This window comes from Terrabacter sp. BE26, assembly GCF_041941675.1.
Classification (GTDB): domain Bacteria; phylum Actinomycetota; class Actinomycetes; order Actinomycetales; family Dermatophilaceae; genus Terrabacter.
Genome location: NZ_CP090122.1, coordinates 2,424,048 through 2,450,765 on the forward strand (window position 1 = coordinate 2,424,048; position 26,718 = coordinate 2,450,765).

Below are 26,718 nucleotides of genomic sequence, written 5' to 3' on the forward strand. Positions count from 1 at the left end.
ACTGTCGGTGGGGCACGGCAGACTGCCCCGGTGAGCTCGACCAGCACCACGCGCCCGCCGCTGTCCTCCTTCTGGCACGACCTGCCCCGGGAGGGCCGTTGGCTCATCTCCACCGTCCTCGTCCAGTCGATCGGCACCGGCCTCGTCCTGCCGTTCCTCGTCGTCTACCTCCACGAGGTGCGCGGCATCTCGCTCGAGACCGTCGGTCTGCTCTTGGCGTTCCAGGCGGGCGTCGGCATCGTGCTCGTGACCCCGGCGGGCGCCCTCATCGACCGCATCGGGGCCCGGTGGGTCTACGCCAGCGCGCTGGTGGCGCTCCTCGTCGGCGACGTCCTCCTGGCTCTGGCCACGACGCTGCCGCAGGCCACGGTCGCGCTGCTGTTCTTCGGCTACGGGTTCGGGGTGGTGTGGCCGGCGTCGAGCTCGCTGGTGGGGTCCATCGTGCCGAGCGACCAGCGGCAGCGCTACTTCGGCATCAACTTCACGCTGCTCAACCTTGGCATCGGCGGCGGCGGCATCGTCGGGGGCCGGTTCGTCGACGTGGGCCGGCCCGGCACCTTCGTCACCATCTACCTCCTCGACGCGGTCAGCTACCTGCTGCCGCTCGCGATCCTGCTCGGCCCCCTGCGACGGGCCGGCGGCCCGGCGACGACAGCGCCGCACCACGACGCCGGGGCGCGGATCTCCTACCTCACGCTGCTGCGCGACCGGCACCTGCGGGCCCTGCTCGCGCTCGGCGCGGTGGCCGCGGTCGTCAGCTACCCGCAGCTCAACGTCGGCATGCCCGCCTACGCCCGCGCCGAGGGGCAGGTCTCGACCGAGGGGCTCGGTTACGCGTTCGCCGCCAACACGGTCGTCATCGTCCTGCTGCAGCTGTTCGTGCTCCAGCGGATCGAGGGCCGCCGCCGCACCCGCGTGACCGTCGTCATGGCGGCCACCTGGGCCGTGGCGTGGTCGCTGCTCGGCGCCACGTCGCTCGTGCCCGGCACCGTGACGGCCACCGTCCTGCTCTGCGCCGTCGCCGGCGTCTTCGGCCTCGGCGAGACGATGCTCCAGCCGACGAGCGCGGCCATGGTCAACGACCTCGCACCCGACCACCTGCGCGGCCGCTACAACGCGCTGAGCTCGCTGATGTTCTCGCTCGCCTTCGCCGGCGGACCCGTCGTCGCCTCGTTCCTCGTCGGCCGGGGCCTGGGCTGGGTCTACATCGGCTTCCTCGTCGGCGGGTGCGTCCTGCTCGGCGTCATCGCACTCCTCGTAGAGCGTGTGGTGCCGGCCCATGTCAACGGCCTCCGTGCTCCCATTCCGACACCCGTCGAGGTCCCGGCCGCGGCCTCCGCCGTGACGAAAGGGGCGATTTCCGGCTGACGTCGGCAGCGGCATACACTGACCGTCGGCACCCCGCGTGGTGGTACCTCTCCGAACTCCCCCAGGGCAGGAATGCAGCAAGGGTAGGAGAGCTCTTCCAGGTACGCGGGGTGTCCCTTTTTCTCAGGTCGCCCGGGCCGTCGTGGTCCCGACCCGCAGGTCGACCGGCTGGGTGACGCTCCGCGGCCGCTTGCTGTCGAGGCGCCGGCGCACCAGGGTCCCCAGGGTGCGGCCCTTCTCCCGGCCGCGCTGGTCCATCGTGGTGAGCCGGTGCGGCAGCCACGGCAGGTCGACCCCGTCGAAGCCCGTGATGCTGACGTCGTCGGGGACGCGGAGCCCGAGCTCCTCGGCAGCGAGGACGACGCCTGCCGCGATGACGTCGGACTGCGCCACGATCGCGGTCGGCCGCTCGCCTCGTGGCACGTCGAGCAGCGCCCGTCCGGCGATGAGGCCGCCCTCGACCGAGGAGCCGTCGCCCGTCTGGACCGCGGGGGTCCCGGCGCCGAAGACGTCGCGGAAGCCCAGGAGCCGCCCCACGCTCGGAACGAAGGCGTCCTCGGCCCGCACCTCGTCCTCAGGGACCGGCCCCGCTGCGCTCGTGGCCAGCATGGGCATGGCGACGTGCGCGACGCGCCGGTGCCCGAGGTCCCGGACGTGGGCAGCGATCGCCGCACCGGATGCCCGCTCGTCCACCCGCACCTGGATGATCCGTCGGTCGTTCGGGACGCCGGTGCTGAACATCGGTATGCCGCGTGCTGCGAGGTGCTCGACCGCCGGGTGTTCCCCGGGTCCGCACAGGGAGAACACGACGGCGTCGAGGGCCAGCGGCGCCAGCTGCGGGACGACCGACTCGGGGTCCTTCGTGGACTGGCCGATGAGGAGCATGCCGGTGGGGACGGCCTCGAGGACCTCCGCCAGTCCGTCGAGGACGGCGATCGCGAACGGGTCGCGGAAGGCCATGCGCAGGCGCCCCTCCACGAGCACGCCGATCGCGCCGGACCGGCCCTGGCGCAGCGACGACGCGAGCGGGTTGGGCCCGGTGAAGCCGAGCGCGGCGGCGGCGGCCCGGACACGGTCGGCGGTGGCCTCGGCGACGGGGCCCTTCCCGCTGAAGACGAGGGAGGCGGTCGAGACCGAGACGCCCGCGCGCTCGGCGACGTCGCGGAGCGTCGGACGGGCTTGACCACGGGCGACCATGGCAGGCATGCTATCGAAACGTTTCGAGTCGAATCGTTTCGAAATGTCCACCACCTCTGAGAGGCTTGTCGCATGCCCGCCGTCAGCAGCCCGTCGGCCGCCGTCGTCCGCACGGCCCGCACCGCCGTCTTCGCGGCCTTCGCGGTCAACGGCGCGGCGTTCGCGGCCTTCGCCTCCCGGGTGCCGGACATCAAGCACGAGCTGGACCTGTCGGCCGGGCAGCTGGGGCTGACCCTGCTGGCCGCCTCGCTCGGCTCGGTCATCGGCCTGCCGCTCTCCGGCTGGATCGTGCACCACCTCGGCGCTGCGCGGACCCTTCTCGGCGCCGCCGTCGTCCAGAGCGTCGGGCTCCTCGGCGTCGGGCTCGGCGTCGACGTCGTCGACAACCGGGGCGTCGTCATGGCCGGGCTCTTCCTCGTCGGGCTCGGCACCGGTGTCTTCGACGTCAGCATGAACCTCGAGGGCGCCGCGGTCGAGCGGCTGCTCGGTCACTCGATCATGCCGCACTTCCACGCCGCCTTCAGTGGCGGCACGGTCGTCAGTGCGCTCATCGGCGCGGGGCTCTCCTTCCTGCACGTGCCCGTCGCAGCGCACCTGCTCGGTGTCGTCGTGCTGCTACTGGTGGTGACGCCGTGGTTCCTGCGCGTCTTCCTGCCCCGCTCGGTCGAGACCGACGAGCACGGCACGGAGATCAAGGAGAAGGCCGGGATCGGCGCCGCATGGCTGGAGCCGCGCACCCTGCTCATCGGGGTCGTCGTGCTCGCCGCGGCCTTCACCGAGGGCACGGCGAACGACTGGGTCGCCGTCGCCCTGTCGGACGGCTACGGGCTCGAGCGCTGGGTCGGCGTCGTGGGGTTCGCCGTCTTCCTCACCGCGATGACCGCGGGGCGCCTGCTCGGGACGCGCGTCCTCGACGAGCGCGGCCGGGTGCCGGTGCTCCGGGTCCTCTTCGTCTCGGCCGTCGTCGGCTGCGTCCTCGTGGTCTTCGGCGGCCCGGTGCTCGCCTTCGTCGGTGCGGCGGTCTGGGGCGTCGGCGCGAGCCTCGGCTTCCCCGTCGGCATGAGTGCCGCCGCCGACGACCCGAAGCGCGCGGCCGCGCGGATGAGCGTCGTCTCCACGATCGGCTACACCGCTTTCCTCGCGGGCCCGCCCCTGCTCGGCTTCCTCGGCGACCACGTCGGTGTGCTGCCCTCCCTGCTCGTGGTCGGGGCCATGGCCATCGTGGCGCTGCTGGCCATCCCCGCCGTCCGCGAGCCGGTGCGTGCCGAGGCTCCAGCCCACCGCTGAGTCGGCTCGCCGCAGAGCCCGCCGGGTTGGAGGTATGCCGTCGCGCCGGGCCGCGTCGCACCACCTCGACCCACCGGTGCCGGTACTCCTTCGAGGTATGCCGTCGCGCCGGGGTGCGACGTGTCACCGCCAACCGCTCACCGGCCCTGCTGACCCGGCCGACCCGCCCCGCGAAGGGTCAGAAGTACTCGGTGATGAAGGGCTGGGCCGCGAAGGCCGCGTCCAGGGCGGCGTCGGCGTCCCGGGTGCCTCCGCTCGCCAGGCCTGCCTGGCGCAGCCGCGACACGGACCAGCCGCACCACAACGCCGACAGTCCCCGTGCCTCGACGCGCAGAACCTCCCCGTCGGCCGGCCCGGTCGAGGCGATGTCGGGCGACAGTCGGGTGTCGCCATCTCCTCGTAGCGGCGTGCCGTCGGTGCGGGTCGCGGTGCCGCTCCCGCCGGACACGGCGAGAGTCCACCGCCCCGAGTTGCGGGGCGCCTCGGCATCCGACACGACCAGGTCGACCTCGACCGACAGGTGCGGGTTGAAGCCGCGCCCGTGCCAGGCGGCCTCGAGGTCGATGACGCGCCCCATCCACGGGACCTGCCGGACGTCCGTCTCCGGCAGTCCGCCGAGCACGAGCGCCACCGGGTCGCGCGGGTCGAGGTAGGTGTGGACCGTGGGGACCGCCGACGAGCCGGACCCGACGACACCCCAGAGCGTGGCCGCGGCCTCCGGGGTGGTCGCGACGAGCTCCTCGACCGTCAGGGCGTGCTCGGACAGGTCGTAGACGACGTGCCCGCCGTCCACCACGTACGCGATGAGCTCGTTTCGCTCGAGCGCTCCCCGCACGGTCGCCACGGACTGCACCATCGGACCGCTCAGCCCGTGCCTCGAGCCGGCCTCCCGCGCCTGGTCGTGCAGCCGCTGGGCGTCCTCGGGCCGGGCCGGTCGCAGCCCGTCGCCGCGCGCCACCTGTGCGGTGCCCCGGGAGGTGCCGAGGGCACGAAGGAGGTGGCCGGCATACGTGGTGCGGGTCTGCACGCCGCCGACCTCGTAGCCGGTGCGGCGGTAGAGCGTCGGCGTCGTCGGGAACAGGCACGACACGACGTCACCCAGCTCGCCCATCCGGCGGACCAGGGCCCGGGTCAGGGTGGTCGCGACGCCGCGGCCGCGGGCGCTAGGCTCGACGTAGACACCGGCGACGCCGCCCATCCGCAGGTGGCGCCCGCCCCAGGCTTGCTCGAAGGGCCGGATGCGCCCGGCGCCGACGACGGTGTCGGACTCGTCGACGACGGCGAGCATCCGACCGCCGAGCGTCTCGCCCGAGACCCGCTGCCACCACTGCTCACCCCCGGCCCCGAGCGGCCCGAAGGACCGGGCCCGGATGGACAGGACCGCCGGGAGGTCGGACTCGACGACGTCGCGCGTGCGCAGCTCGCTCATTCCCGGAAACCTAACGAGTCGGGCGGCACCGCGGAGACCGGCCCGCTCAGTCGCGGTGCAGGTAGGTCAGGCGGCGCACCCGGGAGACCGCCCACGCGAGCACGGCGTAGACCAGCCAGCTGACGACCGAGAGCCCGGTGTAGCTGCCGTTCTTCGTCAGCACCGCCACGAGCGAACCGAGGACGACGACGGTGAGGGCGGGCACGGCATACCAGAGGGCGATGGTTTGCGGCCGCAGCACGAAGCTGGGGGAGCCGCGGAACGCAGCGAGCACGTTGCCCGAGACGAGCAGCACGAGCACGAGCCACAGGGACAGCAGCGCGCTGACGGGCAGCGACCCGAGCGCGGCGGCCACGGCGACCCAGCCGGCGAGCACGACGACCGTGAGCGCCGTGGGGACGGTGACGTGCGCGACCGCCTCGGTGACCTCGCCGGCGCCGAGCAGCGACGGGGTGCCGACGTTGTCGGCCTGCAGGCGCAGTCCCTCGGCCCATGCCCCGAACCCGAGGTAGAGCGGCAGGAGCCCGATCGTCGCGGCGATGCTCGGTGCCGCAGGCTGGGTGAAGGCCCACGTGACGATGGCACCCCCGAGCAGGGTCAGCCCCAGCCCGGAGAGGAAGGCGCCGGGCGTGCGCCGCAGGCCGAGGATGTCGCGTCGGACCAGCACGGTGAAGGGGCGTCCGGCGCGCAGGCGTGCGCTGCGGCCGTGCCGGACCGGCCGAGTCAGGGCAAGGCGCGCCGTCCGGAGGTTGCCGGTCAAGGCCGACCCGGCCATCGTCGACGTGTTGGCCGAGTGGGTGCGCAGCGACTCGGAGTGCAGCTCGCGCAGGGCGTCGGGCACGCGCCACAGCAGGCTGAGGCCGCGGTCGGGTCCCGGCCACGAGCGCACCTGCGACCACAGCCAGAGCCGGGTCGCGAGGATCCCGAGCGCCGTCCCGGCGAGCGTCGTGACGACCACGGTGCCGATGCCGCCGAGGTGGGCGAAGGCAAGCCCGGCGCCGACGGTCAACCCGCCGAGGGCCCCCACGAAGAGGCCACCGATCGCGGCGTAGCGCCACCACCGTCGCAGGGCGAGGGCGCGGTCGAGCGGCGCCGGGAGCACGAGGTCGATCCACGGCATGGGCGGCACGACCGGTCCGCGGAAGCGGCCGGCGAACACGACGGCGCCGAGCAGGGCCGCCACGGAGGCGACGAGGAGCGCGACCGCCAGGGGCGAGCGCAGCTGCTCCCCGAGGGACGTGGCGTCGGTCGTGCGGAAGACGGTCTGGACGATCGGCACGCCGTAGACGAGCGCACCGAGGAGGAGGACGTAGCCGGCATACAGCCCCTGCTGCCTCGCCTTGCGGGCTGCCTCGCCGCCGATGACCCAGTCGGCCTGGCCGAGGAGGTCGTGGTCGTCGTAGTCCACCTCGACGCCCGACGCGGGACGGTCCTCAGTGCCGTCGTATGCCGTCTCGTCGGCCGGGGGCTCGCGCTCGCTCATCGTGGGTCCGGGTCCAGGTCGGGTCGCACGTCAGCGGGCGGGGACCACGTCGACGACGCGGGTCGCGAGCGAGGCGGTCAGCTCGGGGTCGTGACAGGCCATGACGACGGTGGCGCCCGCCTCGGTGCGCTCGCCGATGAGCTTCGCGACGACCTGGCGCTTGCCGGTGTCGAGCCGCTGCTCCGGCTCGTCGAGGAGCACGACGCTCGCGGGGCGCGAGAAGGTCAGGGCGAGCCGGAAGAGCTGCTCCTGCCCGGAGGAGAGCTCGTGCGGGAACCGGTCGTCGAGGTGGGCGATGCCGAGCCGGTCCAGCAGGGCCAGGCCGCGGTCGTCGGAGCTGGCGGGGTCGCCGCCCCACGTCGAGTCGATGAGGACGAGGTGGTCGATGAGCGTCAGGTCCCGGTAGGTCGTCGGGGCGCCGAGCAGGGCTGCCACGGCGGCGCGGACGGCGCGGTCACGCTCGTCGGCGTCACGCCCGCCGATGGTCGAGGTGCCGGTCGAGGGTGCGAGCAGGCCGCCGATGATCCGCAGCAGCGTCGTCTTGCCCGAGCCGTTCGGTCCGCGCAGGACGACGCACTCGCCGGGGTCGGCGCTGACGTCGGTCGGCAGCAGCAGGGTCGTCTCGTCGATCGTCTTGCCGACACCCTGCGCCCGCACCTCGCCGGCCAGCACTGCGACCGCGCCCATCCGCTCTTCCCTTCGTCGGCGGCGTGGCGCTCCGGGCTCTCCGCGGGGCCACGCGTCGAGCCCCACCGTATGCCGTCCGGCTCCGAGCGCGCTGAGCGCACGGAGGTGCCCACTCGATGGGCACTTCGCAATGGCGGGCCGGCTCAGCCCTGCTTGCCGACGGGCGGGCCGACGAGGAGGGCCACGCCGGTCAGGCCCAGGACGGCGACGACACCCACCGCCGCGGCCACCATCGGCCGGGCGAGCAGGGCGGCGACGACGCGTTCCGCCGGGTTGGCGGGAGCCTCGCCGCCCCGGCCGAGGCGCCAGCCGCCGTCGAGACGGCCACGGCGTTCGAGGCGGCGCTCCCACCAGACCGTGAGGAACGGCGGCACTGCGCTGAGCAGGCCGAGCAGGCCCTCGCGTGCGCTCCAGCGCTGGTTGACCCAGAGCAGCACGGTGACGAGGCAGTAGGCGATGAAGACGACGCCGTGCACGAGCCCGAAGACCTTCACGCCCAGCTCGGTGGTGTGCGTGACGTACTTGAGGCCCATGCCGACCAGGAGCAGAGCCCACGTCACCACCTCGGCGAGGGCGAGCCGGCGGTACAGGGTGCGAGGGGTCATTCGGCGTCTCCTACATCGTGTAGTGCTCGAGGGTCCAGTCTGACCGACCCGAGGAGAAATCGCCGAATCGCGTCACTCGCGCCGCCGGGCCAGGGTCAGCGCGAAGTCGTCGTCGCCGTCGCTCCAGGTGCGCTCGACGGCGAAGCCGGCAGCGCCCAGCTCGTCCTTCAGCCGGTCGGGGCGGAACTTCGTGGAGATCTCGACCCGGATCTCCTCGCCGTGCGTCAGCTCGAACGTCAAGTCGGCACCGGGGATGGAGACCGTCTGCGGCATGTCGGCCCGCAGCCGCAGGTCCATCCGCTCCTGCCGTGGGTCCCAGAACGGGACGTAGGAGAAGCCGTCGAGATCGAAGTCGGCGCCGAGCTCGCGGTTGAGCACCCGAAGGCAGTTCGTCACGAAGGCCGCGGTGACCCCACGGCTGTCGTCGTAGGCGGCGATGAGCCGGTCGGTGCTCTTGACGAGATCGGTGCCGAGCAGGAACCAGTCGCCGGGCTCGAGGCTGTCGTGCAGAGCCCCGAGGAAGGCGGCCCGCTCCTCGACGTAGAAGTTGCCGATGGTGCTGCCGAGGAAGGCGACGAGGCGGCGGCCCCCGCTCGGCAGGTGGGCGAGGTGGAGCGTGAAGTCGCCGACGAGGGCCTCGACCCGCAGCGACGGGTAGCGCTGCGAGAGCATCTGCGCGGCGTCGCGAAGCGTCTGCTCGGACACGTCGACCGGCACGAAGCGCTCGAGGGTCCCGGCGGCCGCGAAGGCGTCGAGCAGGGTGCGCGTCTTGTCGCTCGTGCCGCTGCCCAGCTCGACGACGGTGGTCGCGTCGCAGGCAGCGACGATGTCGTCGGCGTGGTCGCGCAGGATGGCCCGCTCGGCCTCGGTCGGGTAGTACTCGGGCAGTCGGGTGATCTCGTCGAAGAGGTCGGAGCCGACGTCGTCGTAGAGCCACTTCGGCGGCAGGGTGCGCGGCTGCGAACCGAGTCCGCGGCGTACGTCGTCGACGAGTGCCCCGGCGGCCCAGTCGGGGTCGAGGGCCACGGTGACGACAGGCTCGTGACCGGTCATGCGCGAGCACCTCCGTCGGCGAGGCGGACCCCCGACAGGGCCCACCGCGAGCCGGGTGGGAAGAAGTTGCGGTACGTGGCGCGGGCGTGACGCGGCGGCGTGAGGGCGCAGCCGCCGCGCAGCACCATCTGGCCCGACATGAACTTGCCGTTGTACTCGCCGATGGCCCCGGCCGGCGGGTGGTATCCGGGGTAGGCGAGGTAGGCCGAGCTCGTCCACTCCCAGCAGTCGCCGTAGACCTGGCGCAGGTGACCGGTGGGCGGCCCTGCCGGACGCGGGTGGAAGGTCTGCGTGTCGGCGAGGTTGCCCGCAGCCGCAGAGGCGTCGGCCTGCCCGTCGGCGACGACGGCGTGCTCCCACTCACCCTCGGTGGGCAGGCGCCGGCCGGTCCAGGTGGCGTAGGCGTCGGCCTCGTAGTGGCTGACGTGGCTCACGGGAAGCCCCGGGTCGACGGGGTGGGTGCCGCTCAGCGTGTGCTCGAACCAGACGCCGTCGACCTCGGTCCAGTAGAAGGGGGCGCGCCAGCCCTCGCCGCGCACCTTGGCCCAGCCGTCGGAGAGCCACAGCTCGTGGCGCTCGTAGCCGCGGTCGGCCATGAACTCGAGCCACTCGCCGTTGGTGACGAGCCGGTCGGCCAGGCGGTAGGGCTCGAGCCACTGCTGGTGCGGCGGCAGCTCGTTGTCGAAGGCGAACCCGCCACCGCGGTGACCCACCTCGACCAGGCCGCCCTCGACCTCGACCCAACCCAGCGGGTCGGGAGCGGACGGCGCGAGGGGCGTGCCGGCATACGACGGCTGGAGCGGGTTGACCGAGAGGACGTGCTTGATGTCCATCAACAGCAGCTCCTGGTGCTGCTGCTCGTGGTGGAAACCCAGCTCGATGGTCGGGGCAAGCTTCTCCAGCGAGCCCCCGTCGAGCGAGGTCACGAGGTCACGCATGCGGGCGTCGACGTGGGTGCGATAGAGGCCGACGTCCTGGGCGCCGGGGCGGGTGATGAAGCCGCGCTGTGCCCGGGCGTAGCGCGGCCCGACGCCCTCGTAGTAGCTGTTGAACAGGAACCAGTACTTGTCCTGGTAGGGCCGGAAGGCCGGCTCGTGCTCGGCGAGCACGAACGTCTCGAAGAACCACGTGACGTGCGCCCGGTGCCACTTCGTCGGGGAGACGTCGGGCATGGACTGGACGGTCTGGTCCTCCGGGGACAGGGGAGATGCGAGCGTCTCGGTGTGCGCGCGCACCTCGTCGTAGCGGGCGACGATCGTGTCGGCATCCCACGTCGGGTCGGGCATCGTTGACCTCCTCCGTCCGGTGGCCGGCACGAGGTGTGCCGCCGACCGATCGTTCGACCCTAGGCGCTGCAACCGACAGCCGTCCGTCCAAGCGCTCGATTGCCGACAGGAGTTCACCCGGACGTCCCCGGGGCGACCGGGCTGGGCGGGTGCCTCGGTCGTCGTTCCCGGCGTCGGTGGCGGCGGTTAGGGTTTCGGGCATGGCCACCGCCCTGTACCGCCGCTACCGGCCCGAGAGCTTCGCCGACGTCATCGGTCAGGAGCACGTGACGGAGCCGCTCATGCAGGCGCTGCGCACGGGCCGGGTCAACCACGCCTACCTCTTCAGCGGCCCCCGCGGCTGCGGCAAGACGACCAGCGCGCGCATCCTCGCGCGCTGCCTCAACTGCGAGCAGGGCCCGACGCCGACCCCCTGCGGCACGTGCGACTCGTGCGTGGCGCTCGCGCGCGGCGGCTCCGGCTCCGTCGACGTCATCGAGATCGACGCGGCCAGCCACGGCGGCGTCGACGACGCGCGTGACCTGCGCGAGCGCGCGAGCTACGGCCCTGCGCAGAGCCGCTTCAAGATCTACATCATCGACGAGGCGCACATGGTGACGCCGCAGGGCTTCAACGCGCTGCTCAAGATCGTCGAGGAGCCGCCCGAGCACGTGAAGTTCGTCTTCGCCACGACCGAGCCCGAGAAGGTCATCGGCACCATCCGCTCGCGCACCCACCACTACCCGTTCCGCCTGGTCCCACCCGCCAAGCTCACCGCCTACATGGAGCGCCTGCTCGAGTCGGAGCACGTCGCGACCCAGCCGGGTGTGCTGAGCTTCGTCACCCGCGCGGGCGGCGGCTCGGTGCGTGACTCCCTGTCCGTGCTGGACCAGCTGATCGCCGGGTCAGGCCCCGAGGGGCTGACCTACGACGGCGCCGTCTCGTTACTCGGCTTCACCGACGGCGAGCTGCTCGACAGCACCGTCGACGCGCTCGCGGCCGGCGACGGTGCCGCCACCTTCCGCCAGATCGACAAGGTCATCGAGTCGGGGCACGACCCGCGCCGCTTCGTCGAGGACCTCCTCGAGCGGCTGCGTGACCTCATCATCGTGGCGGCGATTCCCGAGGGCGCCGGGCAGGTGCTGCGCGGGGTGCCCGAGGACCAGCTCGAGCGCATGCGGGTCCAGCAGGCGGGCTTCGGCCCGGGTGCGCTCTCGCGGGCGGCCGACATCGTCAACACCGGTCTCACCGAGATGACCGGCGCCACCGCGCCGCGGCTGCAGCTCGAGCTGATCTGCGCGCGCATCCTGCTGCCGGCCGCCTCCGGCGAGCAGGGGTATGCCGCCCGCCTCGACCGCCTCGAGCGTCGCCTCGAGGTCGGTGGGGTCCCCAGCGCCGCCGGCGGCGCACCGCACGCGCCGGCACCCGGTGCGCGACCTGCTGCCCCCGCGGGTCCCGCTGGGCCGGGTGGCAGCGGCGCGGGTGGCGGCCAGGGCGGCTCCATGGCTTCTTCTGTTCCCGATTCCCACGCCGTGTCGGCGCCCCCGCGCACGGTCTCCGACTACACCCCGCCCGCGAGCGGCGTCGGCGGTGCGTCCCGCGCCTCCCACGCAGCGGGCGGCATGGGCGGCGGTGGCCGGAGCGCCGGGGTGGCCCCGTCAGGGCCCGCGTCCTACTCGTCCAGCGGCGGAGCCGGCGGCTCGGGTCCCGGCGACGCGGGTCGTGTCGACGCCGCGAGGGCCGCGGTGGGTGCGCCCCCCGTCATGACCCCGAGCGAGTCCGTGGGCGGGCCCTCAGCGGTGGACACCCACGGCGGCTCCCCGCAGGGCGAGCGCCACCTGACGGCCGGGGAGGGTCCCGCGAGCGCCGCTGCTGCCGACGACGCAGCCCGAGACGGTGCCGGCGCAGAGGCGCAGGCTGCAGCCACGAGCGGCGGCGGCATGGACACCGACGCGATCCGCCGCGCCTGGCCCAACGTCCTCGGTCGCATCTTCACGATGCGCCGCATCACCTGGACCTTCGTGTCGCAGAACGCGCAGGTCACCGCCTTCGACGGCAAGAAGCTCACGCTCGGCATCGCGACGGCCGGGCTCACCCAGACCTTCCGGGCCGGCAACCACGCCGACATCGTGCGCCAGGCCCTCATCGACGAGCTCGGCGTCGATGCCGTGGTCGACGGCGTCCACATCGACACCGTCTCCCAGCAGGCTCCGGTCGCGCCGCCGGCCGGCGCGGTCCCTCCCGGACCGCCCGACCCGCCCACGAAGGGCGAGCCGGCAGGTCCTCCCGACCTGGCACGGCCCGCGACAGCGCAGGGCGACAGGGGTCAGGCCCGACCGTCGTGGGGTGATGCCGGCGCGGGGCATGAGTCCGCCGGTCCCGGAGGCCTCGCGCCCGAAGGGGCCGGCGGCACCCCGCCCGCGGGGACCGGCGGCACCGCGCTCGCGGACGCCGGGCTGAGCCCCGTCTCCGGGCGGTCCCTCGAGGACAACGCCGGTTGGGGTTCCGTCACGGGCCCCGCGCCGGACTGGGCCACCGGTCCCACGGCGGCCGCCGCGCCCACCGGCTCCTCGGGCGCCACCGGTGCGCCGGCGCCCGTGACGCCTGAGTCCGGCACCGACCGCGCCGGTGGGGCTGCCGGTGGGACTGCCGGTGGGGATGCCCGGGCGAGTGCCGGTGACCGGGCTGGAGCGGACCGGGGCGGCGCCGACGGTGGCACCGCCGACCGGCCCACCTCGTCCGCGGTCCGTGGGGCCAGCGCGGTGCGGCAGTCGTTCGCGCAGGCCCGCTCACGCGCCGCAGGCTCCCGGCCCGCCGACGACGAGCAGCCGCGCCAGCCGCTCACGGACGACTCGGCGGTCAGTCACGACGACGAGGTCATCGAGCAGTCCAACGACGTCGGCCGTTCCGTCATCGAGAAGGTCCTCGGCGGCCGGGTGGTCCAAGAGCTCGAGGAGTGACCCACCCCGGTTCCCAGGACCTGCGAGCCGGGGTGACCTGACCCGCGCCGTCGTGCCCGGCGCGCGAGCCGGCATACCAAGGAGTGAACACCTCGCGGCCGGCAAGAGGCGCCTGGGGTCGGAGCCCGCGACCCCGGCCCTAGGCTGTGGCCCATGTTCTACAGCCTCGGGCGCAACCTGCTGTACCCGCTGTCCCATGCGCTGTACCGCCCCACCATCGAGGGCAAGGAGAACATCCCGCGCGAGGGTGGCGTCATCGTCGCGAGCAACCATCTGTCGTTCATCGACTCCTTCGCGATCCCGCTCGCGGCGCCCCGCCAGGTCCGGTTCCTCGCCAAGGAGGAGTACTGGAACGGGCCGGGCGTCGGCGGCCTGCTGCGCAAGGGGTTCTTCAGTGCGGTCGGCATGGTGCCGGTCAACCGTCACTCGGCGAGCGCAGCTCAGGAGAGCCTCGACGCCGCGCTCGAGGTGCTGCGGGCCGGTGACGCGTTCGGCATCTACCCGGAGGGCACGCGTTCGCGTGACGGGCGGCTCTACCGCGGTCGCACGGGCGTCGCCTGGCTGGCCCTGACGGCACAGGTGCCGATCGTGCCGGTCGGCCTCATCGGCACCGAGGACATCCAGCCGGTCGGAGCGCGTTTCCCGCGGCTCGCGAAGGTCACGGTCCGCTTCGGCAAGCCGATCCCGGTCGAGGAGTACGCCGGGATGCCGGCCGGCAAGGCCCGTCGCCTGCTGACCGACCGCGTCATGGCGGAGATCGCCGAGCTGAGCGGCCAGGAGCGCGCGGACGCGTACAACGAGGTGCCGGGCGGCGAGCAGCCGGCCTGAGGCCCGCATCCCGGCTCGCACGTGGCTCCCGCGCCGGTGCTGCAGGCCGGTGCCCGACCGGGCGCGTTGCAGATGCGACCCAGTCGCATCTAGCGTGGCCTTGTGACCCTGACCGCCACCCGCCCGGAGGAGCGCTCCCGCTCGGGCCGGCTCCGCCGGCTCACGGCCGATGACCGACGGCGCCTGCTCGGCATGGGCGCCTTCGTCCTGCTGCTCCACGTCGTGGGCTGGGGTCTCCTCGTCGGGGTCGTGGCGCCGCAGGACTACCGCGTCGCCGGCCAGCTCTTCGGCGTGGGGCTCGGGGTGACGGCATACACCCTCGGGATGCGGCACGCGTTCGACGCCGACCACATCGCCGCCATCGACAACACGACGCGCAAGCTGATGGGCGAGGGGCAGCGGCCGCTCAGCGTCGGCTTCTGGTTCAGCCTCGGCCACTCGTCGGTCGTCTTCGCCATGGTCATGCTGCTCAGCCTCGGCGTGCGCGCGCTGGCCAGCGCCCTGCAGGACGACGGCTCGACGCTCCAGCAGCTGACACACCTCTGGGGCACGTCCGTGTCCGGGCTCTTCCTCGTGCTCATCGGGCTGCTCAACCTCGCCGCCCTCGTCGGCATCCTGCGCGTCGCCCGCAGGATGCGGGCCGGTGACCTCGACGAGGCCGAGCTGGAGCGGCAGCTGGACCGGCGCGGCTTCCTGGTGCGGATCCTCGCTCGAGTGACCCGCACCGTGACCAAGCCGTGGCACATGTATCCCGTCGGCGTCCTCTTCGGCTTCGGCTTCGACACCGTGACCGAGGTGGGGCTGCTCGTCGTCGCCGGTGGCGCCGCCGCCGCCAACCTGCCCTGGTATGCCGTCCTCACCCTTCCGGTGCTCTTCGCCGCGGGCATGTCGCTCCTCGACACCATCGACGGCGCCTTCATGAGTGTCGCCTACGGCTGGGCCTTCAGCCGGCCGGTGCGCAAGGTCTACTACAACGCCACCGTGACGGCGCTGTCGGTCGCGGTGGCCCTGGGCATCGGCGGCATCGAGCTCGTGTCGGTGCTGACCGAGCGACTCGACATCACGTCCGGCCCGCTCGCCTGGGTCGGTGGCATCGACCTCGGCGAGGTCGGCTTCTGGGTGGTCGGGCTCTTCGTCGTCGCGTGGGCGCTGGCACTCGCGATCTGGCGCCTCGGCCGCATCGAGGAGCGCTGGGGCACCCGGCTCGCCGACTGAGCGGACTGAGCCGACCGCGGCGACTGCTGTGGGTCAGCGGGACGGTTGCGGCTGCCGCGTGGCTTCCTCGATGGCGGCCCGGAAGTGCGGGATCGCGGCTTCGACGGACTCCGCGGTCGCCGTGAGGCAGATCCGGAACCAGCCCGGTGTCTCGAAGAGTGCCCCCGGCATGACGAGCACGCCGCGACGCTCCAGTGACGCGACGAACGCCTCGTCGTCGGCGACGGGGGAGCGCGGCCACAGGTAGAAGGTGCCCTCGGGGGAGGCGACGTCGTACCCCATCTCCCGCAGCGCGCCGATGAGCCGGTCCCGCTTGGCCTGGAGGACCCCGACGTCGATGGAGAGTCGCTCGAGGTCGGGGACGGCATATTGCATCACCGCGTTGGGGAAGAGCCAGCCGCCGGCGACCTGCAGGCTGTCGACGGCGTCCATCAGCTCGACGAACTCGGGCAGGCCGGACGGGACCGCGAGGTAGCCGATGCGCTGGCCCGGGGCCAGGAGCGTCTTGCCGTAGCTGTAGCAGAGCAGGGTGTGCCGGTAGAACTGCGAGGGGCTGTGGAAGGTGGCGCCGTCGAAGACGATCCGGTTGTAGGGCTCGTCCGAGACGATCCAGATGCGCCGCCCGTGGCGGGCCGAGGCGTCCTCGAGGATCCTGGCGAGGGCCGTGAGCTGGGCGGGCGGGTAGATGCGGCCCGAGGGGTTGTTCGGGGTGTTGACCACGACGATGCGCGTGCGCGGGGTGATGGCCGCGGCGATCGCGTCGAGGTCGAGGTCGAACCCTGGCTGCAGCGCCTGCACCTTGACCGGCACCAGCCCGGCCTCGACCGCCAGGACTTCGTACAGGAACCACGGCGGCAACGAGTAGACGACCTCGTCGCCCGGGTCGGCCACCGCCTTCATCGCCACCGTGAGGGCACCGAACCCACCCGTCGTCATGCGCAGGTGGTCGGCCCTCCAGCCGAGCGGGACCACGCGTTCGAGCGAGGCGGCGGCTGCAGCCTGGGCCGCCGGCTCGCTCTGCTTGTAGGCGAACCAGGACTCGTCCTCGGGCACGGCCGCCTCACGCAGGGCATCCACGTAGGCCGGCATCTGCAGCTCGTGCGGGTCACCGAAGGTGAAGTCGAGGACCCCCTGGTCGCGGCGCCCAGCTTCCTCCGCGGCCCGGCGGCGCAGGAACCCGACGAGCAGGCGGAACGGGACGGTCGCCTGGATCTGCCGGCTCCGGCGTGACACGGCGCCGGACCCGTCGGCCACGCCCGTTCTGGTCCTGGGGTCCTGCTGCACGGCGGCACCTCGTTCCGACGGTGTCTGCCCCCCGGCGCACCGGCCACGCTAGACCGCCGAGGGTGTCCGCAGGACGGCTTTGCGAGGCTTAGGGTTGCGGTGTGTACGAAGGCGCGGTGCAGGACCTCATCGACGAGCTCGGACGACTCCCCGGGGTCGGGCCCAAGAGCGCACAGCGGATCGCCTTCCACCTGCTGCAGGCCGACTCCGACGACGTCACGCGCCTCGTCACGGCGCTGACCGAGGTGAAGGCTCGGGTGCGCTTCTGCGAGGAGTGCGGCAACGTCGCCGAGGCCGACAGGTGCCGCATCTGCGCCGACCCGCGCCGCGACCACACCGCCATCTGCGTCGTCGAGGAGCCCAAGGACGTCGTCGCCATCGAGCGCACGCGCGAGTTCCGCGGCACCTACCACGTGCTGGGCGGCGCGATCAGCCCGATCGACGGCATCGGCCCGGACGACCTGCGGGTCCGTGAGCTGATGACCCGGCTGGCCTCCGGCGAGGTGCAGGAGGTCATCATCGCGACCGACCCCAACCTCGAGGGCGAGGCGACGGCCACCTACCTGAGCCGCCTGCTGCGCGACGTGGGGCTGACCGTCACGCGCCTGGCCTCCGGCCTTCCGGTCGGCGGCGACCTCGAGTACGCCGACGAGGTGACGCTCGGGCGCGCCTTCGAGGGCCGCCGCCGCGTCGACGCCTGACGGCAGAAGGGCCGGGTCGACGCCCGCGCGCCCACCCGGCAGACTGGACGGACCGCGTGACCCCGCCCGGCGGCATACGCCCTCGGGACCCTCGGCAGGAAGACCCCTCATGTCCAGCGCAGCGAACGACGTCGACGACCTCGGCGGTCTCGCCGACCTCACGGCCGCGGAGGCCAGCGCCTTCCTCACCTCTGTGACCGAGGTGGCCTCGGGCACCGCCCCCGAGACGGCCCTGCCCCTGCTGACGCTGGCGCTCTCGCAGGTCCTCGTCGCCGGTGCCCGGCTCGGCGCGGTCCAGGACGTCGTACCGGAGGAGCGCTTCGAGCCCGACGCGACCGACGATGACGCCGACCCGCTGCGCACGGGCCTGGCCAACCTCTTCACCGGGATCGACGAGTACGTCTACGTCATCGACCCGATCACCTCGTCGGAGCGCGCCGACGGCTCGGTCACCAACGACCTCGTCGACATCGCGGTCGCCCTGAGCCACGGACTCAAGCACTACGCGGCGGGCCGCAAGCTCGAGGCGTTGTGGTGGTGGCAGTTCAGCTACCTGTCCGAGTGGGGCGACCGCGCCCTGATGGCGATGCGGGCGCTGCACTCGATCCTGTCGCACCTGCGCCTCGACGCCGACGCGGAGACCGTCGGCGAGGCGGAGTTCAACGCGCTGCACCCCTGATCGGCGCAGGCACCACCGAGGACGTATGCCGTCCCGGTCGTCGGGCGCGCGTCTCACCATCGCGACGCCCGGATGGACGCCGAGCGCCCGACCCTAGACTCGGCAGCATCGCAGACCGCGTAGATCGGGAAGACCACCGAGGAGATCGGGAGCCAGTGTGAGCATCGTCGTCCAGAAGTACGGCGGCTCGTCCGTGTCCGACGCCGAGGCCATCAGGCGGGTGGCGCGACGCATCGTCGAGACGCAGCGCGCCGGGCACTCCGTGTGCGTCGTGGTCTCGGCGATGGGTGACACGACCGACGAGCTGCTGGACCTCGCCGAGCAGGTGACGGCCACGCCGCCGGCCCGCGAGCTCGACATGCTGCTCACCTCGGGCGAGCGGATCTCGATGGCCCTGGTCGCGATGGCCATCGCGCAGCTGGGGGCGGAGGCGCGCTCGTTCACCGGCAGCCAGGCCGGCGTCATCACCGACGACGCGCACGGCGCGGCCCGCATCATCGACGTGACGCCGGGCCGCATCCAGAGGGCGCTCGATGCCGGCCACATCGCGATCGTCGCCGGCTTCCAGGGCGTCAGCCAGACGACGAAGGACATCACGACCCTCGGTCGCGGCGGCTCCGACACGACGGCCGTCGCCCTCGCCGCGGCCCTCGAGGCCGACGTCTGCGAGATCTACACCGACGTCGACGGCGTCTTCACCGCCGACCCCCGCATCCTCCCGAACGCGCGCAAGCTCGACGTCCTCTCGATGGAGGAGATGCTCGACCTCGCCGCCAACGGCAGCAAGATCCTCCACCTGCGCTGCGTCGAGTACGCCCGCCGCTACGGCATCCCCATCCACGTGCGCTCGTCCTGGTCGCAGAAGCCCGGCACGTGGATCAAGGACAACCCCTACGAAGGAGAAGGCGCTGTGGAAGCTCCGATCATCAGCGGCATCGCGCACGACCGCAGCGAGGCCAAGATCACGATCGTCGGTGTCCCCGACCGCGTCGGCATCGCCGCCAAGATCTTCGGCGCCATCGCCGAGTCCGGGATCAACATCGACATGATCGTGCAGAACGTGTCGGCCGCCGAGACCGCGAAGACCGACATCTCCTTCACCCTGCCGCAGGCTGACGGGGCGCGTGGCATCCAGGTGCTGCAGTCGATCAAGCACGAGGTCGAGTACGCCGACCTGCGCCTCGACGACAAGATCGGCAAGATCGCGCTCGTCGGTGCCGGTATGAAGAGCCACCCGGGTGTCTCGGCCCGGTTCTTCGGCGCGCTCGCCGAGGCCGGGATCAACATCGAGATGATCTCGACCTCCGAGATCCGCGTCTCGGCGGTGACGCGTGCCGAGCAGCTCGACGACGCGGTCCGTGCGGTGCACACCGCCTTCGGGCTCGACTCGGCCGACGAGGCGATCGTCTACGGCGGCACCGGCCGCTGACCGCCTCCGGGCCAGCTGCCGAGGTCGAGGCCAGCCGCACATCGCTTTTGGTGTGCGGCTGGCCTCTCGCTGAGTTCGTGCCGAGATCGTCAAGTCACGGGTTGGCTCCGCGGGGGCGCGGGTATGGTCGAGCTATAGCCACATCCACCCACTCGGGGCGAGAGGCGACGAGAGACGTGACCCCTCACGAATCACATCTGCAGAGCGACGGATCGGTGTTCCCGCCCGTCACGCCGGACCCACCGACGCCCCCGGGGCTGCCGGAGATCGACGTGCCCGACATCGTCCCGGTCCGGGCCCCCGACGGGCCCGACCGCGCGGCCGACACGCGAGACACCGAGGGCACGCCCGGCCCGACGGCCGAGGCGGGCGAGAGCACGCCGGAGACCGACGCTCCGGACTGAGGCGTCGGGGCGGACCCCCGACTGACGCCTGATTGACGGCCGGACCAGCGCCCGAGCGCGCGCTGCCCTTTGCGGCGCCAGAGGAACGGGCATGTTCGGGTGTTCACACCAAAGGGGTATCTCCCGGGTGTGAGACTGCGCCGGAGCATCATCGACAAGCCGGGTATCCGTCGGGTGCGCCGGGGGCGCGGCTTCGCCTACCTCGACAAGGACGGCCGCTCCCTCGATCCCGACGCCCGCGCGCGCGTCACCTCCCTCGTCATCCCGCCCGCCTGGAAGGACGTCTGGATCAGCCCCTATCCCAACGGGCACATCCAGGCGGTCGGCACCGACGACGCGGGCCGGCGCCAGTACCTCTACCACGACCAGTGGCACGAGGCCCGCGCCCGCGAGAAGCACGACCGGGTGCTCGACCTCGCCAAGCAGCTGCCGGCGGCGCGCAAGCAGATCGCGGCCGACCTGCGCACCAGCGGGCTGACGAAGAAGCGCGTGACCGCCGCCGGGTTGCGGATGCTCGACGCCGGCCTCTTCCGCAGCGGCGGGGAGGAGTACGAGGCCGAGAACGGCTCCCACGGCGTGGCCACGCTGCTCCGCTCACACGTGAAGGTCAGCGGCGAGGAGCTGACGTTCGAGTTCCCCGCGAAGTCCGGAGTCACCCGCGAGGCCCTGATGAACGACCAGCTGCTCGCGCGAATCGTGCTGTCGCTCAAGCGAAGCGGCTACCCGGGGGAGCGGCTGCTCGCCTACCGCGACACCGCCGGCTGGCACGAGCTGCGGTCGAGCGACCTCAACGTCGCCTTCAAGCAGCTCGTCGGCGAGCAGTACACCGTCAAGGACCTGCGCACCTGGGCCGCGACCGTCACGGCGGCGGTCGCCCTGGCGCGCACCGGTCCCGTCGCGACCGAGCGTGAGATCAAGCGGGCCGAGAAGGACGCCATGAAGGTCGTGTCCGAGCACCTGGGCAACACGCCGGCCGTGGCCCGCAGCTCCTACGTCGACCCGCGCGTCCTCGACGAGTTCGCGGTGGGCCGCACCATCGCCCGCAACGTCTCGCGGCTCACCAAGGCCGACCGGGCTCGGCTCGAGCTCGGCGACATCGTGCAGATCCGCGACCGCGACGCTCTCGAGCGCGCGGTCATGCGCCTCGTCAAGGGCGCTGCCTGAGCGTCATCGAGATGGCGTATGCCGTGGGCTCCCTTCTGGTGGAAAGGAGCCCGCCGCATACGGCGAGATCTCTGGCGGCGCCGTGACCGCTGGCGGCGCTCAGAGGTCGACGACCTCGTTGTCGCCCTCCATGCGCTGGCCGGTCACCTTCGCCTTGACGAAGTTGGCGATCTGGGTCACCTTGGCGCCCGGCGAGTCCCAGTACTCCGCGGAGTCGGCGCTGACGTGGATGAGGATGTTGTTCGGGTTGTCAGGGCCGCCCTCGAGCCAGGCGCCGGTGAAGGAGTTCCACAGCTCGGCGAGCTTTGCCGGGTCGTCGACGATCGTCGCCGTGCCGGAGAGCGACACCCACGAGCTGCTGGAGCTGTAGGCGACGTTGACCCTGGCGGGGGACTGGGCGGCGATGTCGCGCGCCTTGTGGCTGTCGCGCTCGGCGATGAAGAGCACGTCGCCGTCGAACTCGACCTCCTGGGTCGCCATCGGGTGGCTGACCAGGGCGCCGCGGGAGTCGGCGTGGGTCAGCATCGCGATGCGGATGTCCTTGATCAGGTCGGCGACCTTCTTCGCGCCGTCGTCGTGCTCGCTCATCGCGTTCTCCTCGTCGTTCGGGTGGGTGGGCCGTACTCCAGGACCTACCCGATGCGCTCGGAGGGTGCTCAGGCGCTGCTGGGGCGTGTCGAGGGTTGCGGCACCCGGTCGGGGTCGCCCGACTCGTCCCGGCCGCCGGCCCTCTCGCTGTCGTCGGCCGCACCGGCCGCACCGGCAGGGCCGTCGTGCTCGACGTCCTCGGCTCTGGTGTGCGGCATGAGCAGGCCCGCCGCGATGCTGACGAGCGCTGCCACGACGACAGCCAGGAAGACGGCCGACGACCCGGCGCGCACGGCGTCGCGAGAGGCGTCGCCACCGCGCGAGGCGATGACGGCGTTGGCGATGGCGCCGAAGATCGCGACGCCCACGGCGCTGCCGACCGACCGCATGAACATGTTGGTGCCGGTCACGACGGCCCGCTCGTTCCACGGGACGGAGGCCTGCGCGGCGATGAGCGTCGGGGTGGCGACGAGGCCGAGGCCGAGCCCCACGACCATGCATGAGCCGGCCGTGGCCCAGACGTTCGGGGTCGAGGAGGTGAGCCACAGCGACACGGCCCCGGCCGAGGCCACGACGAGTCCGATGAGGGCCGTCGGGCGGAACCCGACGCGCATGTAGAGCCGGCCGGACTGCGAGGCCGAGATCGGCCAGCCGATGGTGAGGGCGGCGACCGCGAGGCCGGCGACGATGGGCGTCGCGCCGGTCGAGCGCTCGAGGAACGTGGGGACGTAGGACGTCAGTCCGACGAGCACGGTCCCGACGCCGATGCTGATGAGGCACGTCGCGACGATGAGGCGCCGGGTCAGCACCTCGACCGGCAGCACCGGCTCGGCGGCCCGGCGCTCGACGACGCCGAAGACGGCGAGCAGCACGGCGCCGACCGCGAAGGAGCCGATGCTCTGCCACGAGCTCCAGGCCCACGCCTGGCCGCCCTCGAGCACGGCGAGGATGAGCAGGGTGAGGGCCACGGTGAGCAGGGCCGCCCCGGCGTAGTCGATGCGGTGGCGGCGACGCTCGACCGACTCGTCGTAGCTGCGCCACAGCATCCACGCGGCGAGCAGGCAGAACGGGATGTTGACGAAGAAGATCCAGCGCCACGACGCGAACTGCGAGAAGACCCCGCCGAGCGTCGGCCCGACCACCGACGAGACCGCCCAGACGCTGGCGATGTAGCCCTGGGTCTTGGCCCGCTCGGCCACGGTGTAGATGTCGGCCGCGATCGTCGTGGTCATCGGCAGCACCGCGCCGGCCCCGAGGCCCTGCAGCGCACGCATGACGATGAGCGAGCCCATGCTCCAGGCGAACCCGCACAGGATGCTCCCGAGCAGGAACAGGGCGATACCGACGAGGATGACCGGCTTGCGGCCCAGGGTGTCGGCGAGCTTCGCGTAGACGGGGACCGAGACGGCCTGCGCCAGCAGGTAGACGGAGAAGAGCCACGGGAACTGCGACAGGCCGCCGAGGTCGGCGACGATCGAGGGCACGGCCGTGGCCAGGATGGTCGAGTCGAGCGCGATGAGCGACGTCGACAGCATCAGCGCGATGAGGATCGGCCCCCGCTCCGAGCGGAGTCCCAGGCTGGACGAGGTGGACACGATCCTCCTGCGGTTCGCGGCGCCGGGTCACGGCGCCGGGGTTCTGGGCTGCTCGGATTGCGGTCCGGCGACAACGAGTGACAACGCCGGTTCGCGCGGTTCATTCCCGCGAGTGCTCGCGATGTCCGCCATTCGAGCCGCGGGTTCCACCGGACTTCCCTCGCGCACGGGGGATAACGGGGACACTGGTGGCACGAGCCGGCCCGACGGCATACGGACGGCGCGTCGTGCGAAGGAGCGCCATGGCGCGAACCCTCGGCGTCGAGGAGGAGATGCTCCTCGTCGACCTGCGCAGCGGACGCCCGCGGTCCGTCTCGGGCCAGTTGCTCGTGCGCGCGGCGAGCCAGTCGACCCCTGTCGCCGGCGTCGGCGTCCACGGCGCCGTCGAGGGGGAGTTCCAGCAGCAGCAGATCGAGACACACACGGCGCCGGTGGCCGACCTCGAGGGCCTGCGTTGCGAGATCAGCCGCTGGCGCAGCGAGGCCGCTGCGGCAGCCCGCGACACCGGCTGCAGCGTCGCGCCCCTCGCGACCTCCCCGCTGCCCGTGCGGCCGATCGCCGCACAGTCGCCGCGGTACGCGTGGATGGTCGACCGCTACCAGCTGACCGCGCGCGAGCACCTCACGTGCGGCTGCCACGTCCACGTCTCCGTCGAGAGCGACGAGGAGGGCGTCGGGGTGCTCGACCGCATCCGCGTGTGGCTGCCGGCGCTGCTGGCGCTCAGCGCCAACTCGCCCTTCTGGAACGGGGCGGACTCCGGGTTCGCCAGCTACCGGTCGCAGGCGCTGGCCAGGTGGCCGTCGTGGGGCCCGGCGGACCACTTCGGTTCGGCGGAGGCGTACCACCGGCTGGTCCGCGAGATGGTGCTCTCGTCGGTGATCCTCGACGAGGGGATGGTCTACTTCGACGCGCGGCTCGCCCAGCACTACCCGACGGTCGAGATCCGCTCCGCCGACGTGTGCTTCACCGTCGAGGAGGCCGTCGTCGTGGCGGCCCTGTGCCGGGGCCTCGTCGAGACCGCCGCCGAGGAGTGGGCCTTCGGCAAGGAGGCGCCCGCAGTGCCGACCCAGCTGCTGCGGCTGGCCGCCTGGCAGTCGGGACGCGAGGGGCTGGGCGGACGGCTCATCGACTGGCGCTCCGGGCTGCCCAAGCCGTGCTGGTGGGTGCTGGGCTCGCTCCTGGACCACGTGGGTCCGGCCCTGCAGGCCGCAGGCGACCTCGAGGTCGTCCAGGAGGGTCTCGCCCGGGTCCAGGAGGAGGGCAACGGGGCGATGCGCCAGCGTGCGACGCTCGCGCGCACCGGCCGCCTCGTCGAGGTGGTCGCGGAGTCCGTGCGCCAGAGCCCGATCCGGGTCGAGGCATAGCCGGCCGTCGAAACGCGTGGTACTCGTTCGGCCCGACTGCTGCTGTCGGCGGGCGGGAACACCGCTCTACCCGGAGGTGCTACCCATCGACCTCGCGCGGTCCCGGGGCTCGGCAAGACGCGATCTCCTGGACCGGAGCGCCCACCATGAGATGAGCGCTGCGACTACGGCGACGGCGAAGCCCGCAATCCCACGGAGGATGAGGCTTGTGCCGGTGGGCGCATCCACTCGAATGACACGCTGAAGGATGTTCTGGACGGGTACGGGCCCGTACTGAATGGAGCCGATGCTGTCCATGCGGTTGTCGCCGAGCACGAACACCGTGTCCCGTGGAACCGTCATCGCCGTGAGCGGGGGCGTCTGCATTCCCGACTCCAGATAGGGCTCGGGCGCCTGTGCACCGTCGACCACGAGATGCCCGTCCTGCACCTCGACCGTCTGCCCGGCGCCAGCAACCACACGGATGACCGCGACGACGGACGGGACGTTCGGCTGCGCTGGCGACTGCAGCAGCACGATGTCCCCACTCTTGACCTCGGCGCCGGCAACGGGCCGGGCCCATACATGGGCACCCCGATCGATGGTCGGCGCCATCGAGGAGCCCGGCACGGTGTACGCAGAGTAGAACAGCAGATCGAAGACCGCGAGGCCGGCGAAGACCAACGCCCCGACGGCCACAACCAAGGCCGCGCCACCAGTCAAAACGCCGACCGGCGCCCATCCGTGCCACTTCTGCCTCCATGTCCGTGGGGTTGCTACCCGGCACTGGGCAATGTAGGGGATGGGCCGCCCGACTGTGCGCTCGCCTTGCCGTCGCTGCGGGCGCGCGGCCTCGTCGGTCACAGCGGGACGGGCGATGCGGAGCGGTCGTCACTCAGCGTGTCACTCAGCAACGGCAAAGGCCCTCTGCCTGTGATTGGCAGAGGGCCTTTGACCTGCAGGAACACTGGTCGGGGTGACAGGATTTGAACCTGCGACCTCTTCGTCCCGAACGAAGCGCGCTACCAAGCTGCGCCACACCCCGGTGCTGCATCTGCCCCGGATCGGTCGACCGGGTCGACCGGAGGCAGCAAGCAGAGATGCTAGCGCAGCCTCCCGTGCATCTCCGAATCGGGTCGTTGCGCCCGGGGACGGCTCAGGCCCGGGAGCGGGGGACGAGCGTCAGGAGGGTGGCCTCGGGACGGCAGGCGAGGCGTACCGGAGCGGTGGGGGCCGTGCCCAGTCCCGCGGACACCTCGAGCCAGGCGGCACCCTCCGGCGCCTGCGAGGACGGCGTCGAGCCGGCTCCCGGCCACCAGCGGGACAGGCCCTTGACGCGGCTGGTGTCGAGGTCGCAGTTGGTCACCAGTGCGCCGTAGCCGGGCACGCACACCTGCCCGCCGTGGGTGTGACCGGCGATGATCAGCTCGGCGCCGTCGGCGGCATACGCGTCGAGCACCCGCTGGTAGGGAGCGTGCGTGATGCCGAGGGTCACGTCGGCGTCGGACGAGGCGGGACCGCGTACGAGGTCGAGGCGGTCATAGTTCAGGTGCGGGTCGTCCACCCCGACGAGCTCGATCCGCAGGCCCCGCACGGAGAGGCAGTGGCGGCGGTTCGTCAGGTCGGCCCAGCCCTGCGAGCGCAGGCCCCGCACGAGGTCCGCAGTGGGCAGGCGCGGCGTCGTCCCCACCCCTCGGGCGTGGTGCCGCGTCAGGTAGCGCAGGGGGTTCTTCAGCGTCGGCGCGAAGTAGTCGTTGGACCCGAGCACGAAGGCGCCCGGGATCCCGAGCAGCAGCTCGTACGCGTCGAGCAGGGCCGGGACCGCGTCGTCGGCCGCGATGTTGTCGCCGGTCGTGATGACGAGGTCCGGGTCGAGCGAGGCGAGGCTGTGCACCCACGCGCGCTTGGCGCGCTGGCGGGGCAGCAGGTGCAGGTCGGACAGGTGCAGCACCCGCAGCGGCGCCGCGCCGTCGGGGAGCACCGGCACGTCGTAGCGGCGCAGCACGAAGGCGTTGCGCTCGACGAGCGAGGCCCAGCCCAGCACGCCGGTTCCGGCGATCCCGAGGCCCAGGGCAGTCTTGGTCACGGCACGCATGGGGCCCATACTCGCACCCCTCCTCGCGAATCCCCCCGCGTCGCCGGACCACAAACCGG

Annotated in this window: 23 protein-coding genes, 1 tRNA gene and 1 other RNA gene; 12 read left to right on the top strand and 13 right to left on the bottom strand. The window is 72.5% G+C overall.

Annotated elements, in window-relative coordinates; translation table 11 throughout:
• The first annotated feature begins 30 nt into the window (after positions 1-30).
• Complete coding sequence (locus LQK93_RS11220) at positions 31-1,368, top strand: MFS transporter (RefSeq protein WP_374967872.1); 1,338 nt, start codon at positions 31-33, stop codon at positions 1,366-1,368.
• Positions 1,369-1,392: 24 nt separating this feature from the next.
• Positions 1,393-1,491: signal recognition particle sRNA small type (gene ffs, locus LQK93_RS11225), an RNA gene on the top strand.
• Here the strand turns inward: ffs and LQK93_RS11230 are convergent.
• The gene (locus LQK93_RS11230; RefSeq protein ID WP_374967873.1) at positions 1,492-2,574 is read right to left on the bottom strand and encodes a LacI family DNA-binding transcriptional regulator; all 1,083 of its coding nucleotides are present in this window, start codon (positions 2,572-2,574) and stop codon (positions 1,492-1,494) included.
• A gap of 63 nt (positions 2,575-2,637) precedes the next feature.
• Between LQK93_RS11230 and LQK93_RS11235 the strand changes: the two genes are divergently transcribed.
• Entirely contained in the window at positions 2,638-3,852 is a 1,215-nt protein-coding gene (locus LQK93_RS11235) for an MFS transporter (protein WP_374967874.1), read from the top strand.
• A gap of 178 nt (positions 3,853-4,030) precedes the next feature.
• On the opposite strand, the gene eis is transcribed toward LQK93_RS11235, so the two are convergent.
• From eis to egtB, 6 genes are all read right to left on the bottom strand, one after another.
• The gene (gene eis, locus LQK93_RS11240; protein ID WP_374967875.1) at positions 4,031-5,281 is read right to left on the bottom strand and encodes an enhanced intracellular survival protein Eis; all 1,251 of its coding nucleotides are present in this window, start codon (positions 5,279-5,281) and stop codon (positions 4,031-4,033) included.
• 46 nt (positions 5,282-5,327) lie between these two features.
• A complete protein-coding gene (locus tag LQK93_RS11245; RefSeq protein ID WP_374967876.1) occupies positions 5,328-6,764 on the bottom strand; it encodes a hypothetical protein in 1,437 nt (478 codons plus the stop codon).
• A 30-nt stretch (positions 6,765-6,794) separates the two neighbouring features.
• Positions 6,795-7,451, bottom strand: coding sequence for an ATP-binding cassette domain-containing protein (locus tag LQK93_RS11250; RefSeq protein WP_374967877.1), 657 nt, complete (start codon positions 7,449-7,451; stop codon positions 6,795-6,797).
• A 143-nt stretch (positions 7,452-7,594) separates the two neighbouring features.
• Positions 7,595-8,056 carry a DUF3817 domain-containing protein gene (locus LQK93_RS11255; RefSeq protein WP_374967878.1) on the bottom strand — a complete coding sequence of 154 codons (462 nt, stop codon included), beginning with the start codon at positions 8,054-8,056 and terminating at the stop codon, positions 7,595-7,597.
• A 72-nt stretch (positions 8,057-8,128) separates the two neighbouring features.
• Positions 8,129-9,109, bottom strand: coding sequence for an L-histidine N(alpha)-methyltransferase (gene egtD, locus LQK93_RS11260; RefSeq protein WP_374967879.1), 981 nt, complete (start codon positions 9,107-9,109; stop codon positions 8,129-8,131).
• On the bottom strand, positions 9,106-10,395 hold the full coding sequence (egtB, locus tag LQK93_RS11265; RefSeq protein WP_374967880.1) for an ergothioneine biosynthesis protein EgtB: 1,290 nt from the start codon (positions 10,393-10,395) through the stop codon (positions 9,106-9,108). The genes egtD and egtB overlap by 4 nt, the downstream gene beginning before the upstream one ends.
• Positions 10,396-10,595: 200 nt before the next feature.
• On the opposite strand from egtB, the gene LQK93_RS11270 reads away from it, so the two are divergent.
• The 3 genes from LQK93_RS11270 (at position 10,596) to LQK93_RS11280 (ending at position 15,377) form a co-directional block, all read left to right on the top strand.
• A complete protein-coding gene (locus LQK93_RS11270) occupies positions 10,596-13,334 on the top strand; it encodes a DNA polymerase III subunit gamma and tau (protein ID WP_374967881.1) in 2,739 nt (912 codons plus the stop codon).
• 153 nt (positions 13,335-13,487) lie between these two features.
• Positions 13,488-14,162: a lysophospholipid acyltransferase family protein gene (locus LQK93_RS11275; RefSeq protein WP_374967882.1), complete on the top strand. Its 675-nt coding sequence runs from the start codon at positions 13,488-13,490 to the stop codon at positions 14,160-14,162.
• Positions 14,163-14,264: 102 nt separating this feature from the next.
• The gene (locus LQK93_RS11280; RefSeq protein ID WP_374967883.1) at positions 14,265-15,377 is read left to right on the top strand and encodes a HoxN/HupN/NixA family nickel/cobalt transporter; all 1,113 of its coding nucleotides are present in this window, start codon (positions 14,265-14,267) and stop codon (positions 15,375-15,377) included.
• 33 nt (positions 15,378-15,410) lie between these two features.
• Here the strand turns inward: LQK93_RS11280 and LQK93_RS11285 are convergent, their stop codons facing one another.
• Positions 15,411-16,661, bottom strand: coding sequence for an aminotransferase class I/II-fold pyridoxal phosphate-dependent enzyme (locus tag LQK93_RS11285; protein ID WP_374967884.1), 1,251 nt, complete (start codon positions 16,659-16,661; stop codon positions 15,411-15,413).
• 101 nt (positions 16,662-16,762) lie between these two features.
• Between LQK93_RS11285 and recR the strand changes: the two genes are divergently transcribed.
• The 5 genes from recR (at position 16,763) to LQK93_RS11310 (ending at position 21,038) form a co-directional block, all read left to right on the top strand.
• Positions 16,763-17,362 carry a recombination mediator RecR gene (recR, locus tag LQK93_RS11290; protein WP_374967885.1) on the top strand — a complete coding sequence of 200 codons (600 nt, stop codon included), beginning with the start codon at positions 16,763-16,765 and terminating at the stop codon, positions 17,360-17,362.
• A 109-nt stretch (positions 17,363-17,471) separates the two neighbouring features.
• Positions 17,472-18,041, top strand: coding sequence for a DUF5063 domain-containing protein (locus LQK93_RS11295; protein ID WP_374967886.1), 570 nt, complete (start codon positions 17,472-17,474; stop codon positions 18,039-18,041).
• 157 nt (positions 18,042-18,198) lie between these two features.
• The gene (locus LQK93_RS11300) at positions 18,199-19,470 is read left to right on the top strand and encodes an aspartate kinase (RefSeq protein ID WP_374967887.1); all 1,272 of its coding nucleotides are present in this window, start codon (positions 18,199-18,201) and stop codon (positions 19,468-19,470) included.
• Positions 19,471-19,646: 176 nt separating this feature from the next.
• The gene (locus tag LQK93_RS11305) at positions 19,647-19,874 is read left to right on the top strand and encodes a hypothetical protein (protein WP_374967888.1); all 228 of its coding nucleotides are present in this window, start codon (positions 19,647-19,649) and stop codon (positions 19,872-19,874) included.
• A gap of 129 nt (positions 19,875-20,003) precedes the next feature.
• Positions 20,004-21,038 carry a DNA topoisomerase IB gene (locus LQK93_RS11310; RefSeq protein ID WP_374967889.1) on the top strand — a complete coding sequence of 345 codons (1,035 nt, stop codon included), beginning with the start codon at positions 20,004-20,006 and terminating at the stop codon, positions 21,036-21,038.
• Between the two features lie 99 nt (positions 21,039-21,137).
• On the opposite strand, the gene LQK93_RS11315 is transcribed toward LQK93_RS11310, so the two are convergent.
• Positions 21,138-21,626: a pyridoxamine 5'-phosphate oxidase family protein gene (locus LQK93_RS11315; RefSeq protein WP_374967890.1), complete on the bottom strand. Its 489-nt coding sequence runs from the start codon at positions 21,624-21,626 to the stop codon at positions 21,138-21,140.
• A gap of 68 nt (positions 21,627-21,694) precedes the next feature.
• The gene (locus LQK93_RS11320) at positions 21,695-23,161 is read right to left on the bottom strand and encodes an MDR family MFS transporter (RefSeq protein ID WP_374971488.1); all 1,467 of its coding nucleotides are present in this window, start codon (positions 23,159-23,161) and stop codon (positions 21,695-21,697) included.
• Between the two features lie 302 nt (positions 23,162-23,463).
• On the opposite strand from LQK93_RS11320, the gene LQK93_RS11325 reads away from it, so the two are divergent.
• Positions 23,464-24,585, top strand: coding sequence for a glutamate--cysteine ligase (locus tag LQK93_RS11325; protein ID WP_374967891.1), 1,122 nt, complete (start codon positions 23,464-23,466; stop codon positions 24,583-24,585).
• A gap of 66 nt (positions 24,586-24,651) precedes the next feature.
• On the opposite strand, the gene lepB is transcribed toward LQK93_RS11325, so the two are convergent.
• From lepB to LQK93_RS11340, 3 genes are all read right to left on the bottom strand, one after another.
• Positions 24,652-25,428 carry a signal peptidase I gene (gene lepB / locus LQK93_RS11330; protein WP_374967892.1) on the bottom strand — a complete coding sequence of 259 codons (777 nt, stop codon included), beginning with the start codon at positions 25,426-25,428 and terminating at the stop codon, positions 24,652-24,654.
• 104 nt (positions 25,429-25,532) lie between these two features.
• Positions 25,533-25,609 (bottom strand) — tRNA-Pro (locus tag LQK93_RS11335).
• 111 nt (positions 25,610-25,720) lie between these two features.
• Positions 25,721-26,659, bottom strand: a complete 939-nt coding sequence (locus tag LQK93_RS11340; RefSeq protein WP_374967893.1) for a metallophosphoesterase — start codon at positions 26,657-26,659, stop codon at positions 25,721-25,723.
• Positions 26,660-26,718: the final 59 nt, after the last annotated feature.